The organism is Phreatobacter sp. (assembly GCF_027532945.1).
In the GTDB taxonomy this organism is placed as follows: Bacteria; Pseudomonadota; Alphaproteobacteria; order Rhizobiales; family Phreatobacteraceae; genus Phreatobacter.
Genome location: NZ_JAPZTZ010000017.1, coordinates 244,299 through 260,949, shown reverse-complemented (window position 1 = coordinate 260,949; position 16,651 = coordinate 244,299). Strand labels below are relative to the sequence as shown.

The 16,651-nt window shown below is 68.7% G+C and carries 16 protein-coding genes; 7 read left to right on the top strand and 9 right to left on the bottom strand.

Annotated features, from left to right (window positions below):
• Positions 1-937: 937 nt before the first annotated feature.
• Complete coding sequence (locus O9344_RS14375) at positions 938-2,320, bottom strand: leucyl aminopeptidase family protein (protein ID WP_298478542.1); 1,383 nt, start codon at positions 2,318-2,320, stop codon at positions 938-940.
• Positions 2,321-2,479: 159 nt separating this feature from the next.
• Here O9344_RS14375 and O9344_RS14370 point away from each other — a divergent pair, with 159 nt between their 5' ends.
• The gene (locus O9344_RS14370; protein WP_298478539.1) at positions 2,480-3,070 is read left to right on the top strand and encodes a cysteine hydrolase family protein; all 591 of its coding nucleotides are present in this window, start codon (positions 2,480-2,482) and stop codon (positions 3,068-3,070) included.
• Between the two features lie 37 nt (positions 3,071-3,107).
• Here O9344_RS14370 and pheT read toward each other — a convergent pair whose 3' ends face one another.
• The 6 genes from pheT to O9344_RS14340 all read right to left on the bottom strand — a co-directional run bounded on the left by pheT (position 3,108) and on the right by O9344_RS14340 (position 8,971).
• Entirely contained in the window at positions 3,108-5,525 is a 2,418-nt protein-coding gene (gene pheT / locus O9344_RS14365; protein ID WP_298478535.1) for a phenylalanine--tRNA ligase subunit beta, read from the bottom strand.
• Between the two features lie 13 nt (positions 5,526-5,538).
• Positions 5,539-6,621, bottom strand: a complete 1,083-nt coding sequence (pheS, locus tag O9344_RS14360; RefSeq protein WP_298478532.1) for a phenylalanine--tRNA ligase subunit alpha — start codon at positions 6,619-6,621, stop codon at positions 5,539-5,541.
• Between the two features lie 63 nt (positions 6,622-6,684).
• Positions 6,685-7,743 carry a Rieske 2Fe-2S domain-containing protein gene (locus O9344_RS14355; RefSeq protein ID WP_298478528.1) on the bottom strand — a complete coding sequence of 353 codons (1,059 nt, stop codon included), beginning with the start codon at positions 7,741-7,743 and terminating at the stop codon, positions 6,685-6,687.
• Positions 7,744-7,854: 111 nt separating this feature from the next.
• Positions 7,855-8,220 carry a 50S ribosomal protein L20 gene (rplT, locus tag O9344_RS14350; RefSeq protein ID WP_298478524.1) on the bottom strand — a complete coding sequence of 122 codons (366 nt, stop codon included), beginning with the start codon at positions 8,218-8,220 and terminating at the stop codon, positions 7,855-7,857.
• 49 nt (positions 8,221-8,269) lie between these two features.
• Positions 8,270-8,470 (bottom strand): 50S ribosomal protein L35, encoded by a 201-nt coding sequence (rpmI, locus tag O9344_RS14345; protein WP_108178409.1) that lies wholly within the window; start codon positions 8,468-8,470, stop codon positions 8,270-8,272.
• Between the two features lie 177 nt (positions 8,471-8,647).
• Complete coding sequence (locus O9344_RS14340; protein WP_298478519.1) at positions 8,648-8,971, bottom strand: hypothetical protein; 324 nt, start codon at positions 8,969-8,971, stop codon at positions 8,648-8,650.
• 169 nt (positions 8,972-9,140) lie between these two features.
• Here O9344_RS14340 and O9344_RS14335 point away from each other — a divergent pair, with 169 nt between their 5' ends.
• The gene (locus O9344_RS14335; protein WP_108178411.1) at positions 9,141-9,446 is read left to right on the top strand and encodes a DUF1330 domain-containing protein; all 306 of its coding nucleotides are present in this window, start codon (positions 9,141-9,143) and stop codon (positions 9,444-9,446) included.
• Between the two features lie 67 nt (positions 9,447-9,513).
• On the opposite strand, the gene ccrA is transcribed toward O9344_RS14335, so the two are convergent.
• Complete coding sequence (ccrA, locus tag O9344_RS14330; protein WP_298478512.1) at positions 9,514-10,791, bottom strand: crotonyl-CoA carboxylase/reductase; 1,278 nt, start codon at positions 10,789-10,791, stop codon at positions 9,514-9,516.
• A gap of 293 nt (positions 10,792-11,084) precedes the next feature.
• On the opposite strand from ccrA, the gene O9344_RS14325 reads away from it, so the two are divergent.
• Positions 11,085-11,339 carry a GlsB/YeaQ/YmgE family stress response membrane protein gene (locus O9344_RS14325; protein ID WP_298478509.1) on the top strand — a complete coding sequence of 85 codons (255 nt, stop codon included), beginning with the start codon at positions 11,085-11,087 and terminating at the stop codon, positions 11,337-11,339.
• 86 nt (positions 11,340-11,425) lie between these two features.
• On the top strand, positions 11,426-13,402 hold the full coding sequence (locus tag O9344_RS14320) for a protein meaA (RefSeq protein ID WP_298478506.1): 1,977 nt from the start codon (positions 11,426-11,428) through the stop codon (positions 13,400-13,402).
• Between the two features lie 4 nt (positions 13,403-13,406).
• On the opposite strand, the gene O9344_RS14315 is transcribed toward O9344_RS14320, so the two are convergent.
• Positions 13,407-13,982, bottom strand: coding sequence for a TetR/AcrR family transcriptional regulator (locus O9344_RS14315; RefSeq protein WP_298478503.1), 576 nt, complete (start codon positions 13,980-13,982; stop codon positions 13,407-13,409).
• A gap of 104 nt (positions 13,983-14,086) precedes the next feature.
• Here O9344_RS14315 and O9344_RS14310 point away from each other — a divergent pair, with 104 nt between their 5' ends.
• The 3 genes from O9344_RS14310 to O9344_RS14300 are packed head-to-tail and all read left to right on the top strand — an operon-like array spanning position 14,087 to position 16,651.
• Positions 14,087-14,542: a DUF4267 domain-containing protein gene (locus O9344_RS14310; RefSeq protein WP_298478500.1), complete on the top strand. Its 456-nt coding sequence runs from the start codon at positions 14,087-14,089 to the stop codon at positions 14,540-14,542.
• Positions 14,543-14,559: 17 nt separating this feature from the next.
• Positions 14,560-14,979 carry a PaaI family thioesterase gene (locus O9344_RS14305; protein ID WP_298478497.1) on the top strand — a complete coding sequence of 140 codons (420 nt, stop codon included), beginning with the start codon at positions 14,560-14,562 and terminating at the stop codon, positions 14,977-14,979.
• Positions 14,980-15,034: 55 nt separating this feature from the next.
• Positions 15,035-16,651, top strand: a complete 1,617-nt coding sequence (locus O9344_RS14300; RefSeq protein ID WP_298478492.1) for an AMP-binding protein — start codon at positions 15,035-15,037, stop codon at positions 16,649-16,651.

Below are 16,651 nucleotides of genomic sequence, written 5' to 3'. Positions count from 1 at the left end.
TCGAGGCATCGTCCGGTGGTGCGGGCGATGGGGCGGAGGGGCGGTTCCCCGGTGCATGTGGCCTTACCAGCCGCCGCGCCGGGGCGTCGCCGGGAGCACCGCCCCTTCGGGCCCTCAAGGCGCTGCCGCGCCGGGGGTGACCGTTGCGCGAGGAGCATCGCTAGGCGGGCGAGCGGAACCGGCGGGGCTTTATTGCCTCGCCGGGGGCGGGGAGGCGGGCAACCGCCTTTTCCGTCCGGCCAGGACCGTCGGGAGCACAGGCCTCCCCCGTCGGTCGGCCCGGGAGGCAGCCGGGGCGTCTTGGCCCCGCCCTCCCGACCCGCTCGCCCCGGACGCGCGGTCCCGGATGACGACAAAAGCCGCGGTGAAGCGCCGTGAGGCGCGCCGGCTCGCGCGGGGTCCGTTTCCTCGGGTCAGCCCGGATGCTTGATCCGGGCCACCACCCGGATGCTTGATCCAGGCCACCCAACGAACTCCACGCGAGCCGGCGGGCTTCGGCATCGAAGTCCGGTTCCGCGGGGTGACCCACGGGGCCAGGAGGCACGCTGCCTCCGCGCCTGACGGCGCTTCACCCCTCGCGCTTCCTCTCGGGGAGCGCGGGGACCGACGGAGCAAAACCCGGCCGGTCAGGCGCGGGAACGCGGAGGCGTGGGGGGATGACAGGGGGAACAACCAGCTTTGCAGAACGCGGCTCCGGCCCACCTCGCCCTGGCGGGGAGAGGTGGGGGTGTGCATGCGGAGACCGGTTCCGCGGTGCTTCTCCCCTCGTGGGAGAAGGTGGCGCCGTCAGGCGCCGGATGAGGGGGCATGTGCGCACGATGCTATGCGCCGGATGAGGGGGCGCGCGTCAGCCCCTCACCCGCCCGCTGACGCGGGCACCCTCTCCCACGAGGGGAGAGGGGCTCGCGGATGGGGTGGGGCTATTCTTCTCAGGTGCTCACCCGAACCGGCCCTTCAGCACCTCGAACAGCGCCCGCGCCGCCTGCATCTCGCCGCCCTGCGGCCGGCCGGGCTTCTCCGACGGCACCCAGCCGAACACATCCGCATGGAGCCAGCTCTTCGCCTTCTCGACGAAGCGGGCGAGATAGAGCGCCGCGGTGATCGACCCGGCAAAGCCACCGGTCGTGACGTTGTTCATGTCGGCAACCTTGCTGTCGAGGCCGCCGGCATAGGGCTGCCAGAGCGGCAGCCGCCAGACCGGATCGCCCACCGCCATGCCGGCCGCGGCGAGTTCAGCGGCGAGCGCGTCATCATGGGTATAGACCGGCGGCAGGTCGGGCCCGAGCGCGACGCGGGCGGCGCCGGTCAGCGTCGCGAAATCGGCGATGAGCTCCGGCGCCTCCTCGTCGGCGAGGGTCAGCGCATCGCAGAGGATCAGCCGTCCTTCCGCATCGGTATTGCCGATCTCGACGGTGAGGCCCTTGCGGGTCGGGAAGACATCACCCGGCCGAAACGCGTTGCCGGCAACGGCATTCTCCACAGCCGGGACAAGAAGGCGCAGCCGGACGGGAAGCCGCGCCGCCATGATCATATGGGCGAGGCCGATGGCGGCGGCAGCACCGCCCATGTCCTTCTTCATCAGCAGCATCGACGAGGAGGGCTTGAGGTCGAGCCCGCCCGTGTCGAAGCAGACGCCCTTGCCCACCAGCGTCACCTTCGGGTGCTTCTCGTTGCCCCAAACGAGGTCGACGAGGCGCGGCGCCCGCGGCGAGGCAGCGCCCACCGCATGGATCATCGGCAAGTTCTGCTTGAGGAGGTCCTCGCCGATGATGGAAGTCACCTTGGCGCGGTGGCGCCTGGCGAGGTCACGGATGGCGGTCTCGAGTTCGGCCGGGCCGAGGTCATTGGCCGGCGTGTTGATGAGGTCGCGGGCGATGGTCGTCGCCTCGGCCGCCTGGGTCACGGCCTCGCCATCGACACCGGAGGGGACGACAAGCAGCACCTCCTTCGCCGACGCCTTCCTGTAGCGCGTGAACCGGTACTGGCCGGCGATCCAGGCGAAGGCGGCGCGGGTGAGGTCGCCGGGATCATTGGCGAAGTGATAGAGGCCCGCCGGCAGCTGCCCCGGCAGCTTGCCGACGAGGAGCGGATCGCGGTGGCGGGCATCCTCCGCCTCGACGCCGAACAGGACCGCCCCGACCGCACCCTTGGCGTCGGGGAGGATGGCGGTGCGGCCCGGATGCGGCTCGAATCCGGTGGCCTCCAGGAAATTCTGCTGCGCAGGCCTCAGCCGGGCCTTCACGGTGGGAAAGCTCTTGGGCGTGACAAAGGTCACGGGCGTGGCGCCGGCCGTGCCGGCGGGGCGAAGAAGCGGGTGCATGGGGATCCTGTGCCGCAGCAAAGCGGCCACGCTAGGCCTGCGCTACCGCCCTGTCACCCCGCGCGCGGCGTGCATGAGGGCCCCGCACCCGCTGCGGTTTACGCCGATCGGCCGAGAGCCTTTGATGCGCGCCCTCTCTCCGCTGCCAAAGGCCATGCCATGACCGCGCCGAAAACCCTGCTCGAGCTCGCCGGCCGCACGCCCCAGCCGCCGAAGCTGGCCGAGTCCATCCTCGTGCTGATAGACATCCAGAACGAATATCTGGAAGGCCCGATCGCCCTGCCCGGCGCCGCCCCGGCGGTGCACAAGGCGGCGGACCTGCTGGCCCGTGCCCGCAAGGCCGGCGCGAAGGTCATCCACGTCGCACACAAGGGCGGCAAGGGCTCGCTCTTCGACCGCGAGGCGCATCGCGGCGCGATCGTCGATGCGGTGGCGCCCGTCGCGGGAGAAGCCGTGGTCGAGAAGCCGCGGCCGAATTCCTTCTCCGGCACCAACCTGCAGGAGCTGGTGGGTGCACCCGGCCCGACGCTGATCTTCGCCGGCTTCATGACCCATATGTGCGTGTCGTCCACGGCGCGTGCCGCGCTCGACCTCGGCTACCAGGCTGCGATCGCGGCGGATGCCTGCGCGACGCGCGACCTGCCGAAGCCGTCGGGCGGGGCCATCGACGCGGCAAGCCTGCACGAGGCGGAACTCGCGGCACTGGCGGACCGGTTCGCCGGGGTGTTTACCGTCAGCGAGATCGGGTGAGGGTCGGAGAGGGAGCAGCGAAGGCCGCCCCCCTACCTCACGCCCGCAGCGTGCCGCCGGTCTTCTTCGTCACCTCGGCGACGATCTTCGCGGCCACCGCGTCGATCTCGACATCGGTCAGCGTCTTGTCCTTCGGCTGCAGCGTCACCGCGATGCCGACGGACTTCTTCGCCTCGTCGATGCCCTTGCCCTCGTAGACGTCGAAGACCTGCACCCCGGTGATGAGCTGCTTGTCGACGCCCTGCGCCGCCTTGACGAGATCGCCAGCCTTCACCGCCCGGTCGACCAGGAAGGCGAAGTCGCGCTCCACCGGCTGGAAGGGCGACAGGGCGAGCTGCGGCTTCGCCCGGGTGGGACGCGCCTTGGGCGGCGGCAGCTTGTCGAGGATGAGCTCGAAGGCCAGCACCGGCCCCTTCACGTCGAGCGCCTCCAGCACCCGCGGATGAAGCTCACCGAAGGCGCCGAACACCGTCTGCGGGCCCATCTGGAACGTGCCGGAGCGGCCGGGATGGAACCAGGCCGGACCGCCCTGGACCACCTGGATGCCGGCCATGGGCGCGCCCGCCGCAGCGAGGACAGCCATCGCATCGGCCTTGATGTCATAGACGTCCACCGCCGCCGAGCCCTGCCAGTGGCGACCGGCGCCGGCGGGCTTGGCAAGGCCGCGACGCAGGCCCGTCGCGGCGATGAACTGGTCCTCGGGACGGTCGCCCTTGAACACCTGACCGACCTCGAACAGCGCCACGTCGCCATAGCCGCGATCGGCATTGCGCTGGGCGGCAGTGGCAAGGCCGACGAGCAGGGTCGGCCGCATGTCCGAGAGGTCGGAGGCGATGGGATTGGCGAGCGCCAGCGCCGGCTGGCCGCCGCCGAAGAGTTCCGCCTGCGCCTTCGAGATGAAGCTCCAGGTCACCGCCTCGACCATGCCGCGGCTGGCAAGGGTGCGCTTGGCGATGCGCGTGCGCTTCTGGATGAGGGTCAGCACCGGCTTCGGCACGGTGCCGCCGCGATCGAGCGGGGTGGAGGGGACGCGATCGACGCCGGCAATGCGCATCACCTCCTCGGCGATGTCGGCCTTGCCGTGCACGTCCGGCCGCCAGGAGGGCGGCGAGACCTTGATCATCGGGCCGTTGCCGGAGACGTCGAAGCCGAGATGCTCGAGGATGCGCTTCTGCTCGCGGTCGGAGACCTCGAGGCCGGTAAGCCGCTTGGTCTCGTTGAGCGGGAAGTTGATGACGAAGCCGGTATCGGGAATGGCGCCCTCAAGCGTCACCTCGGAGGGCTCGCCGCCGCACATGTCCATGACGAGGCGGGTGGCGAGCTCGACGCCCGACAGGGTGAAGTTCGGATCGACGCCGCGCTCGAAGCGGTAACGGGCATCGGTGACGATGCCGAGGCTGCGGCCGGTGCGGGCGATGTCCATCGGGTCCCAGAGGGCCGACTCGATCAGCACGTCGGTGGTGTTCTCGTCGCAGCCGGAATGCTCGCCGCCCATGACGCCGGCGATGCTCTCCACGCCGTTATCGTCGGCAATCACCGTCTCGTTGCCGGTGAAGCCATAGACGCGGCCGTCGAGGCCGAGCACGGTCTCGCCGGCCTGCGAGCGGCGGACGACCAGCGTGCCCTTCACCTTGCTCGCGTCGAACACGTGGAGCGGGCGGCCGCGGTCGAAGGTGACGTAGTTGGTGACATCGACGAGGGCGTTGATGGGGCGCAGGCCAATGGCCTTGAGGCGCCGCTGCATCCAGTCCGGCGACGGGCCGTTCTTGACGCCGCGCACCAGGCGCAGCGCGAAGGCCGGGCAGTACTTCTCCTCGCCCTTAGCGAAGGCGAGCGACACCGCCTGCGGGTTGGCGAAGGCGCCCTTCACCGGCTGGATGACGTCGGTCTTCAGCTTGCCGAGGCCGGCCGCCGCGAGGTCGCGGGCGATGCCGTGGATCGAGGTGCAATCGGGGCGGTTCGGCGTCAGGTTGATCTCGATGACCGGATCGGAGAGCTGCGCCCAGTCGACATAGCGCGTGCCCACCGGAGCATCGGCCGGCAGGTCGATGATGCCGTCATGGTCGTCGGAGATCTGCAGCTCGGCCGCCGAGCAGAGCATGCCGCGGCTCTCGACGCCGCGGATGGTGCCGACACCCAGCGTGATGTCCTTCCCCGGAATGTAGGTGCCGGGCGGCGAGAAGACCGACTTCATGCCGGTGCGGGCATTCGGCGCGCCGCAGACGACCTGCACGGGCGTGCCCTCGCCGGTGTCCACCATGCAGACGCGCAGGCGGTCGGCATTCGGGTGCTGCTCGGCCGAGACCACATAGGCGATGGTGAAGGCGGCAAGCTTCGCGCCGGGATCGTCCACCGCCTCGACCTCGAGGCCGATACGGGTAAGGGTCTCGGTGATCTCGGCGAGGGAGGCCTCGGTGTCGAGATGATCCTTGAGCCAGGAGAGCGTGAACTTCATCGGATGTCTCCCCTCAGCTCGACAGGCCGCCGGCCAGCGTCGGCAGGTCGAGCGGGCGGAAGCCGTAATGCGACAGCCAGCGCACGTCGGCCTCGAAGAACTGCCGGAGGTCGTTGATGCCGTATTTCAGCATGGCGATGCGATCGATCCCCATGCCCCAGGCGAAGCCCTGGTAGATGTCGGGATCGAGGCCGCAATTGCGGATGACATTGGGATGGACCATCCCGCAGCCGAGGATTTCCAGCCAGTCCTCGCCCTCGCCGAAGCGCACTTCGCCGCCCTGGCGGTTGCACTGGATGTCCACCTCCATCGACGGCTCGGTGAAGGGGAAGAAGGAGGGGCGGAAGCGCATCTTCACGCTGTCCACCTCGAAGAAGGCCTTGCAGAACTCCTCGAGGATCCACTTGAGGTGGCCGATATGGCTGCCCTTGTCGATGACCAGGCCCTCGACCTGGTGGAACATCGGCGTGTGCGTCTGGTCGCTGTCGCAGCGATAGGTGCGGCCCGGGCAGATGACGCGGATCGGCGGCTTCTTCGACAGCATGGTGCGCACCTGCACCGGCGAGGTGTGGGTGCGCAGCAGGAGACGCTCGCCATCCGCCTTCGGGTTGAAGAAGAACGTGTCGTGCATCTCGCGGGCCGGATGGCCCTCGGGGAAGTTCAGCCTGGTGAAGTTGTAGTCGTCGGTCTCGATATCCGGACCTTCGGCGATGGCGAAGCCCATATCAGCGAAGATGGCGGTGAGCTCGTCCATCACCTGGCTGATCGGGTGGATGCGCCCCGTCTCGGTCGGGCTCTCGCGGACGGGCAGCGTCACGTCGATCGTCTCGGCAGCAAGGCGCGCGTCGAGCGCGGCGGCCTTGAGCACGTCGCGTCGGGTGGTGAGCGCTTCCGTGACGCGATCCTTCACCTGGTTGATGGCGGCACCGGCGGTCTTGCGCTCCTCCGGCGCCATCTGGCCGAGGGTCGCGAGCAGGGCGGAGATCGAGCCCTTCTTGCCGAGGGCGGCGACGCGCACCGCCTCCAGCGCGGCCTCGTCGGCGGATGCCGCGATCTGGGCCATCAGGTCGGTTTCGAGCGTGGTGAGATCGGTCATCGGGTCACACGGGCTAATCGGGCTGGTGTCGTTTGGCGGCTGGCGGGGGCGCGGTCAAGCGCCTCAGCTGCGCCAGCGCAGCGTCATCGGCTGGATGGGGTTCTCGAAGGGCTTGCCGTCGGCCTGCGCCTTCACGAAGGCGTCCTTCACCCGCATCCACCAGCGCGCCTGGGTGTCGGCATCATTGATGAGCATGAGCTTGGGATCATGGACGAGGCCCTCGCGCTGGCGGATCACCACGACGCGGTCCTGGTCGAGGAAAACGCGCATGAGGTGCTGGACCAGCGGCTTGGCGGCGGAGAGCCAGCCGGCCGAGACCCAGAAGAACTGATGCACCTCGGTCTCGCCCTCGTTGACGGGCGTGATGGCGGTGAGCCCCGTCGCCTGCATCTTCGAGCCGCGGATGTTCTCGATCCTCAGGCCCGGCAGCATGTAGCTGATCTCGGTGGTCACCGGGGTGCCGAGGATCTTGTAGGCGATGTTCTGCGGCGGCAGCTCATGGCGCACCATCGACCAGCCGAGCTCGGAGGGCGCGAAGACCTTCTCCTTCGGTCGGAGCTTCTTCGCCCCCTTCTTGAACCACCAGGAGGTATGGACATAGGCCGCATGGGTCGGGTCCATGAGGCCGAAGGCGGCATGGTCCATCGAGCAGTGGAAGGGCAGCATGCAGTGGAAGCGCGGCGCCTCGCCCGCGTCGAAATCGGGCATCAGCGGCGGCGCCGGATAGCCCGCCTCGGCCGGCGTCTCGCCGGCGCGCGGCACAAAGACCCAGACGAGGCCCTGGCTCTCGACGCAGGGGTAGGAGGGCGTGCAGATCTTGGAGAGGTCCATCTGCTGGCCCTCGCGCAGCGACGGGATCTCGACGCAGGTGCCGGTCTTGTCGAAGCGCCAGCCGTGGTAGCAGCACTGCACGGCGGTGCCATCGAAGGTGCCGTAGCGCAGCGGGATGCCGCGATGCGGGCAGGCGTCGCGCAGCGCGAAGACCTCGCCGGAGGAGGTGCGGCCGAAGAGCATCGGCTCGCCGAGCAGCGTCTTGGCGGTCATCGCGCCGGACTTCAGGTCGCGGCCGGGCAGCGCCACGTACCAAAGCCCCTTGATGATCTCGGCGGTCAGTCCCTGCATGTCCTCACCGTGCGCACGAAAGCGTCGCTTCAGTCCCTGAAAGGACAAAGCCCGCGCCACCCCCCGTGGAGGGTCGCGCGGGCTGTGATGTCGTGATCCTCGAGAAGAGGATCAGGCGTTCGCCGGCAGCGATCCCTTGGCCTTTTCGACCAGGGCCGCAAAACCCTCCGGCGCCGAGATGGCGAGGTCGGAGAGGACCTTGCGGTCGACGGCGATGCCGGCGCCGATGAGGCCGGCGATGAAGCGCGAATAGGTCAGGCCGTGCTCGCGGACAGCGGCATTGATGCGCTGGATCCACAGGGCGCGGTAGTTGCGCTTCTTGTTGCGGCGGTCGCGCGTGGCGTACTGCATCGACTTGTCGACGGCAGCCTTCGCGGCGCGGATGGTGTTCTTGCGGCGACCCCGGAAGCCGGAAGCGGCCTTCAGAACCTTCTTATGCTTGGCGTGGGACGTAACGCCCCTTTTGACGCGTGCCATGGCTGATCTCTCTTACAATCTCGTGGAGGTTCTTCGCGAAACGGGTCGATCAGCCGTTCGGCAGGAAGTACCGCTTGACGTTGTAGGCATCGGTCTCGAACAGGGCAGTGGTGCCGCGATGCTCGCGGATCTGCTTGTTGGACCGCTTGATCATGCCGTGGCGCTTGCCGGACTGGGTGTACATCACCTTGCCGGTCGCCGTGATCTTGAAGCGCTTTTTGGCGCCCGACTTCGTCTTCATCTTGGGCATTTGGCTCTCTTGTATCGTTGCGAGGCGCTTGAGCTCTCCCCTTGCGGAGAGGGCCAACACCTCTGAAGGCTCGAGAACGAGCTTTCGGGATCGCCACGGCAGCCCTTGATCAGCCGGGCGATCCGAAGAGCCGGGCCTATACAGGAGAAGGGCGGGCGAAACAAGAGGCCGGGCGGGTCAGCGCCTGGGCACCGCGCCGATGCGGACCGGCTGCAGGCCGGCTGGAAGGCCGGGGCCGCGACGACGACCGCCACCGTCCTGCTCCTCCTTCGGCAGGAGCATGATCGCCACGCCCATCTGTACGCTGGCGAAGGTGAGGCCGAGGAAGGCGGTGAGCACGCCAAGCGCCAGCGACGCGACGGTGGAGCGCCCCACCAGCGAGCCGAAGCCGCCAATGTCGAACCCGACAAGGGCCATGACGAAGAGCCCGGCGACGACGAAACCGATCGCCGCGTGGACGAGGAGGAACCTCAGGAGCTTTGGCATCGCGGGCATCGGCATGGCGGCCTCCGGGCGTTCAGGGCTGACAAAAGCCATGACGACCAAACCGGGTGAGCGGATCACTGTTCCCATGCCGGTAGGGCCGCCACAACCCACCTGTCGCTCGGGCCCCCTTGCCAGCGACGCACGGCCTGTCGAATGGTGGCGCGCCCAAGAAGGAGGAACAGCCATGGCCAAGGGCTACTGGATCGCCCGCGTCGATGTCCACGACACGGAATCCTACAAGAACTACGTCGCCAAGAACGGTATCGCCTTCGCCAAGTTCGGCGGCCGCTTCGTCGTGCGCGGCGGCAAGTTCGAGACGCTGGTTGGCACGAGCCGCTCGCGCAACGTCGTCATCGAGTTTCCGAGCTACGAGCAGGCCGTCGCCTGCTGGCACTCGCCCGAGTACCAGGCGGCCCGCGCCGAGCAGAAGGGCGGCGCCGAGATGGATGCGATCGTCATCGAGGGTTATGACGGCCCGCAGCCCGGCTGATAGCTGAACAGCAAAAGCCGGGGCGAGCCCCGGCTTTCACGTCACATATCCGGATGGCCGGGGGGCCTCAGCCCCCCGTCGCCTCGATGACGTCGTCGAGCGTGCGCAGGCCAGGTTTCGGCGAGTTGACCAGCACAGCCATGTTGCCGGGCGCGTGCTTGTTGGCGAGCATCAGCGCATGGGCCGCCGGGATCTTGTCCCAGGGGAAGAGCTCGCTCATGCAGGGGTCGACCCGCCGGTCGACGACGAACTGGTTGGCGGCCGCCGCCTGCTTCAGATGGGCGAAGTGCGAGCCCTGGACGCGCTTCTGACGCATCCAGACGTAGCGGGCGTCGAAGGTGATGTTGAAGCCGGAGGTGCCGGCGCAGAACACGATCATGCCGCCGCGCTTGGCGACGAGGCAGGAGACCGGGAAGGTCGCCTCGCCCGGATGCTCGAACACGATGTCCACGTCCTTCTTGCCGGTGATGTCCCAGATCGCCTTGCCGAAGCGGCGGGCTTCCTTCAGCCAGGTGTTGTACTCGTCGGTGCCGACAGTGGGCATCTGCCCCCAGCAGGCGAAGTCCTTGCGGTTGATGACGCCCTTGGCGCCGAGTTGCATGACGTAGTCGCGCTTGGTCTCGTCCGAGATGATGCCGATCGCATTGGCGCCGGCCGCGGCGACGAGCTGCACGGCGAAGACGCCAAGGCCGCCCGAGGCGCCCCAGACCAGCACGTTGTCGCCGGGCTTCAGCGTGTGCGGCGGATGGCCGAAGAGCATGCGATAGGTCGTGGCCAGCGTCAGCGTGTAGCAGGCGGCCTCCTCCCAGGACAGGTGCTTCGGCTTCTCCATGAGCTGGCGCGACTGCACCCGGCAGAACTGCGCGAAAGCGCCGTCCGGCGTCTCGTAGCCCCAGATGCGCTGGCTGGTCGAGAACATCGGGTCGCCGCCGTTGCACTCCTCGTCGTCGCCGTCGTCCTGATTGCAGTGGACGATGACCTCGTCGCCGACCTTCCAGCGCTTCACCTTGGAGCCGACGGCCCAGACGACGCCGGCCGCATCGGAGCCGGCGATGTGGAAGGGATGCTTGTGATTGTCGAGCGGCGAGATCGGCTGGCCGAGGCCGGCCCAGATGCCGTTGTAGTTGACGCCGCCGGCCATGACATAGAGCAGCACCTCGTCCTCACCCAACGTCCAGGTCGGCACAACCTCGACCTTGAAGGACTGCTCAGGCGGCCCATGACGGTCCTTGCGGATGGCCCAGGCGTACATCTGCGCCGGCACGTGGCCGAGCGGCGGGACCTCGCCGAATTCGTAGAGATCCTTGACGGGACGCGACTGGGGGGCGGGAGCAGCGGCTGCCATTGGTGTTACCTCGGGGTCGGGCGCCTTCTCTTCCGGGGCGCTTGGAGGGGCGAGTATGTGCAGTGCAGCATTCGTGCGCAAGCGCGAAATGGCAGCGCCCCGCCGGGTCAAACTACAGACTTTCGGCGGAGGCTTCGACCCTCGTCCAACTCCGGACGCCGCCGGAAAGGCTCACATTTATTGACCGTCGTCAGGGACCCGGCAGCCACCTTGTGCGTTGACCGCATCGCAGCGGTATGGCCGTGGCGTCCGGCGGGGGCTGGGCGGGCTCCGCTGCGCCAAAGGACAGCACCATGCCCATCGAAAGCCTTTTCATCTTGATTATCGTCGGCGCCGTCGCCGGCTGGCTCGCCGGCCTCATCGTCAAGGGCTTCGGCTTCGGCCTCATCGGCAACATCGTCATCGGCATTTTGGGCGCGCTCATCGCCACCTGGCTCTTTCCACGCCTCGGCGTCTCGCTCGGCATGGGCATCGTCTCGGCCATCATCAGCGCCACGCTCGGGGCGGTGATCCTGCTGGTCGTGGTGGGGGTGATCCGAAGGGCGTGACGGGCCGCCAAGGCCCGCCTTTCGCTGCATTGCAATAATCCGCAGCCCGGACGAGAATAAGCCAAACAATCGCTCGGGAGGCGACAGTGCGCACCAACGACAAGCGCGACAAACCCTGGCTGATCCGCACCTATGCGGGTCACTCCACGGCGGCAAAGTCCAACGCGCTCTACCGGAGCAATCTGGCCAAGGGGCAGACGGGCCTGTCCGTCGCCTTCGACCTTCCGACCCAGACTGGCTACGACGCCGACCATGTCCTCGCCCGTGGCGAGGTCGGCAAGGTCGGCGTGCCCGTGTCCCATCTCGGCGACATGCGGACGCTGTTCGACGGCATCCCGCTCGCCGAGATGAACACCTCCATGACCATCAATGCCTGCGCCGCCTGGCTGCTGGCGCTCTACGTGGCGGTGGCCGACGAGACCGGCGCCCCGCGCGGCAAGCTCTCCGGCACGACGCAGAATGACATCCTCAAGGAGTATCTCTCGCGCGGCACCTACGTGTTCCCGCCGGAGCCCTCGCTGAGGCTCACCAAGGACACGATCCTCTTCACGACGGCCGAGATGCCGAAGTGGAACCCGATGAACGTCTGCTCCTACCACCTCCAGGAGGCCGGGGCGACGCCGGTCCAGGAGCTCGCCTTCTCGCTCGCTAATGCCATCGCCATCCTCGACACGGTGAAGGCCTCGGGCGAGGTGCCGGAGGGCGGCTTCGGCGAGGTGGTCGGCCACATCTCCTTCTTCGTCAACGCCGGCATGCGGTTCGTCACCGAGATGTGCAAGATGCGCGCCTTCGTCGAGCTCTGGGAGGAGCTGGTCGAAACGCGCTACGGCGTCACCGACCCGAAGCACAAGCTCTTCCGCTATGGCGTGCAGGTGAACTCGCTCGGCCTCACCGAGCAGCAGCCCGAGAACAACGTCTACCGCATCCTCATCGAGGCGCTGGCGGTGACCATCTCCAAGAAGGCCCGCTGCCGCGCCCTGCAACTCCCGGCCTGGAACGAGGCGCTGGGCCTGCCGCGGGCCTGGGACCAGCAATGGTCGCTGCGCCTGCAGCAGATCCTCGCCTACGAGACCGACCTGCTCGAATTCGGCGACCTCTTCGACGGCAATCCCGTCGTCGCCGCGAAGGTCGCCGAGCTCAAGGCCGAGGCCAGCGCCGAGATGCAGCGCATCGGCGAGATGGGCGGCGCCATCGCCGCCGTGCCCTACATGAAATCCAAGCTCGTCGAGAGCAACACCCGCCGGCTCGAGGCCATCGAGAGCGGCGAGCAGGTGGTGATCGGCGTCAACCGCTTCACCGAGACCGAGCCCTCGCCGCTCACCACCGGCGAAGGATCGATCATGGTGGTCGATCCGGCCGTCGAGGCCGCCCAGGTCGAGAGCCTCAAGGCCTGGCGCGCCGCCCGCGACGCCAGGGCCGTCGAGAAGGCGCTCGCCGACCTGCGCGCCGCCGCGCAGGAGGGCCGCAACGTCATGGAGCCCTCCATCGCCGCGGCGAAGGCCGGCGTCACCACCGGCGAATGGGGCCAGGTGCTGCGCGAGGTCTTCGGCGAGTACCGCGCCCCGACCGGCGTTGGCCGCGCCGCCCGCGCCGAGAGCGGCGACCTCGCCCCCATCCGCGACGAGGTGGAGAAGGTGTCCCGGGCCCTCGGCCGCCGGCTGAAGTTCCTCGTCGGCAAGCCGGGCCTCGACGGCCATTCCAACGGCGCCGAGCAGATCGCCGTGCGCGCCCGCGACTGCGGTATGGAGGTGGTCTACGAGGGCATTCGCCTCACCCCCGCCGAGATCGTCAACGCCGCGCTGGAAGAGGGCGTCCACGTCGTCGGCCTGTCGATCCTGTCGGGAAGCCACATCCCGCTCGTCACCGAGGTGATGGAGCGGATGCGCGCGGAAGGCCTCAACGACGTTCCGGTCATCGTCGGCGGCATCATCCCGCCAGAGGACGAGACGGTGCTGCGTGGCGCCGGGGTCGCGGCGGTCTACACGCCGAAGGATTTCCAGCTCAACACGATCATGGCCGACATCGTGCGCATCGTCGGCGAGGGCGCGAAACAGGCGGCGTGAGGCCTCACGTCGCAGGCCCGAGCACCGTTTCGGCCGCGGCCGTGGCCGCGGCGAGGACCTCGTCGGCAAGCGGTCCGGCCGGCACCGCCCGCGACAGCAGGAGACCACCGGCCCCGAGGGCGAGAAGCGCGATCGCCGTCTGGCGCCGCTCGGCCTCCGTCGCCCCCACGCACCCCTCGGCCAGCGTATCGATGGCGCGCGCGAGATCCGCCGCATAGGCGGAGCGCAGGTCCATATCGCCGCGGGCGACATCGGCGCTGAGGCTCGGCAACAGGCAGCCCTCGGCGATCTGGTCACGATGCTGCGCCGACAGATATTGCCGCACGAAAACCCGGGCCCAGCCGGCACCCGCCGCGCGGCAGCGTTCCATGCCCGCCCGCAGCCGCGCCAGCCCGGCATCGACCACCGCAGCGAAGACCGCTGCCTTCGAGGTGAAATGCGCATAGATCGCGCCGGAGGTCTGCCCGGCCTCGCGTGCCAGCGCGTCGATCCCCACCCCCGCCATGCCGTCCACGCGGAAGCGGCGGCCGGCCGCCGTGATGATCACCGCCCGCGCCGCTGCCTTCTGTTCGTCCGTCATCCGCATCGCGTCATCTCCATCAAGAACGCTCGTTATCTTTTCTCTTGATAGATAGCGATCGTTATTTATAATGGCACCTGCGACCCACGAGAGGAGACGCCCCCATGACCGATGTTCCGATGACCCAGCCGCTGCCGTCCCTGGCCACGATCCCCACCAACCGCCCCTTCTGGCGCGAGCCAGCCTTGATCTTCGCCGCCCTGTCCGGCCTCGCCTTCGTGGCGCTCGGCCTCCGGGCAGTGGCCATTCCGCTCACCACATCGGGCGGCTTCGGCCTCCCGGCCCTCGGTGGCACGGACGCGCTGTGGGTACAGGTCTATGGCAGCCGCACCATGCTCCTCGGAGTCATCGCCATCGCTCTGGCCGCATTCGGGAACATCCCGGCGCTCGCCCTGATGTTCGGTGTCGGCGCCGCCCTGCCCTTCTTCGACATGGCCCTCATCGTCGGCCAGTCAGGTCCCGGTCCGATCCTGTTCCGCCACGCCGCCTATGTCGTCTGGCTGGGCCTCGGCGCGCTCTGGCTGTGGCGCCTGCACCGGCAACGCTCACGCGCAGCCTGACATCAGGGGAACCGGCAATGACGCTGCTCGAGCGCCTGACAGCCATCAACGCAGCCAGCCCCTTCAGCCGCTGGGCGGGGTTCACCCCCACCCTGGCTGAAGCGGGCCGGGCCGAGATCGAACTCACCACGCGGCCGGACCTCGCCAACCATGCGGGCCATCTCCATGCCGGCGTGACGCAGGGCCTTGTCGACACGGTCTGCGGCTATGCCGCGGCGACCGTCGCGGGACCGGTGGTCACATCCCATTGCGCGGTCGACTTCTACGCACCGGCGACGGGCGGGCGTTTCGTCGCCCGTGGCCGGGTCGTCAAGGCCGGGCGCCGTCAGGTCTTCACCACCGCCGAAATCTTCGCCGTCAGCGAGACCGGCGAGGTGCTCGTCGCAGGCGGCAGCGCGGTGCTGGTGCCCCTCGCCCCGGCCCCGACGGAGGGCTGACTCGACCGCAGGCGTCCGGTGGAGTAGCACAGCGGCCATCGTGAGAGTGACTGCCATGCTGCCTCCCCACAGCGACTACGACGCCCTCGTCCGCGATTTCCGCTGGACCGTGCCCGACCGCTACAATATCGGCGCAGACGTCTGCACGCGCTGGGCGGCCGTCGAGCCGGACCGCGTCGCCATCCTCTGGAAGAAGCCGGACGGGCGCGTCGAGCCGGTCACCTATGGCCGGCTCGAGGAGGCCTCGAACCGCCTCGCCAATGTCCTCGCCGCCCGCGGCGTGAAGCGCGGTGACCGCGTCGCGCTGGTGCTGGCACAGGGCGCCGCCGCCGCCATCACCCACATCGCCATCTACAAGATGGGCGCCATCGCCGTGCCGCTCGCCGCCCTCTTCGGCATCGACGCTCTCGCCTATCGCCTTGGCAATTCCGGCGCCCGCGCCCTCGTCACCAATGCCGAGGGTGTCGCCAAGGTCGCGCAGATCCGTGACCAGTTGGGCGAGCTCTCGCTCGTCCTGTCGGTGGACGGTGCCGCCGACGGCGTCGACGACTTCTACGCGGGCCTGGAGCGCGCCTCGCCCGCCTTCACCGCCGTCGACACGGCCGCCGACGATCCGGCGATGATGATCTACACCTCCGGCACCACCGGCCAGCCCAAGGGCGCGCTCCACGCCCATCGGGTGCTGCTCGGCCACCTGCCCGGCGTGCAGATGCCGCATGACGGTTTTCCGCAGCCGGGCGACCGCATGTGGACGCCCGCCGACTGGGCCTGGGCCGGCGGGCTACTCAACATCCTGCTCCCCGCCCTGCATTTCGGCGTGCCGGTCGTCGCCCGCAAGTTCGAGAAGTTCGACGCCGACGAGGCCTTCGCGCTGATGGCCGAGATGGAGGTGCGCAACGCCTTCGTCCCGCCAACCGCCCTGAGGATGCTGCGCTCGGTCGACAATCCCCGATCGCGCCACGACCTCAAGCTGCGCACCCTCGCCTCCGGCGGCGAGGCGCTCGGCGCGCCGACCTATGACTGGGGCCGCGAGGCGCTCGGCCTCACCATCAACGAGTTCTATGGCCAGACCGAGTGCAATCTCGTGCTCGCCTCCTCCGGTGCGCTCGGCGTCTCGCGCGCCGGGGCCATCGGCAAGCCGGTGCCGGGTCATCAGGTCGCGGTCATCCGCCCCGATGGGTCGGTCTGCGATCCCGGCGAGACCGGTCAGATCGCCGTGCGGCGGCCGGACCCCGTGATGTTCCTGGAGTATTGGGGACGCCCCGAGGCGTCGCGCGACAAGTTCATCGGCGAGTGGATGACCACCGGCGATCAGGGCCATGCCGATGCCGACGGCTATATCCACTTCGTCGGCCGCGACGACGACGTCATCACGTCGGCCGGCTACCGCATCGGCCCCGGCGAGATCGAGGACACGCTGCTGAAGCATCCCGCCGTCTCGCTCGCCGCTGCGGTGGGCAAGCCGGACGAACTGCGGACCGAGATCGTCAAGGCCTTCGTGGTGCTGAAGACCGGCGTCGAACCCTCTTCAGAGCTCGCCAGCGACATCCGCGACTTCGTGAAGACGCGCATGTCCGCCCATTCCTATCCACGCGAGGTGGAGTTCATCGACGAGTTGCCGATGACCACGACGGGCAAGGTCATCCGGCGGCTGCTGCGCGACCGCGCCTGA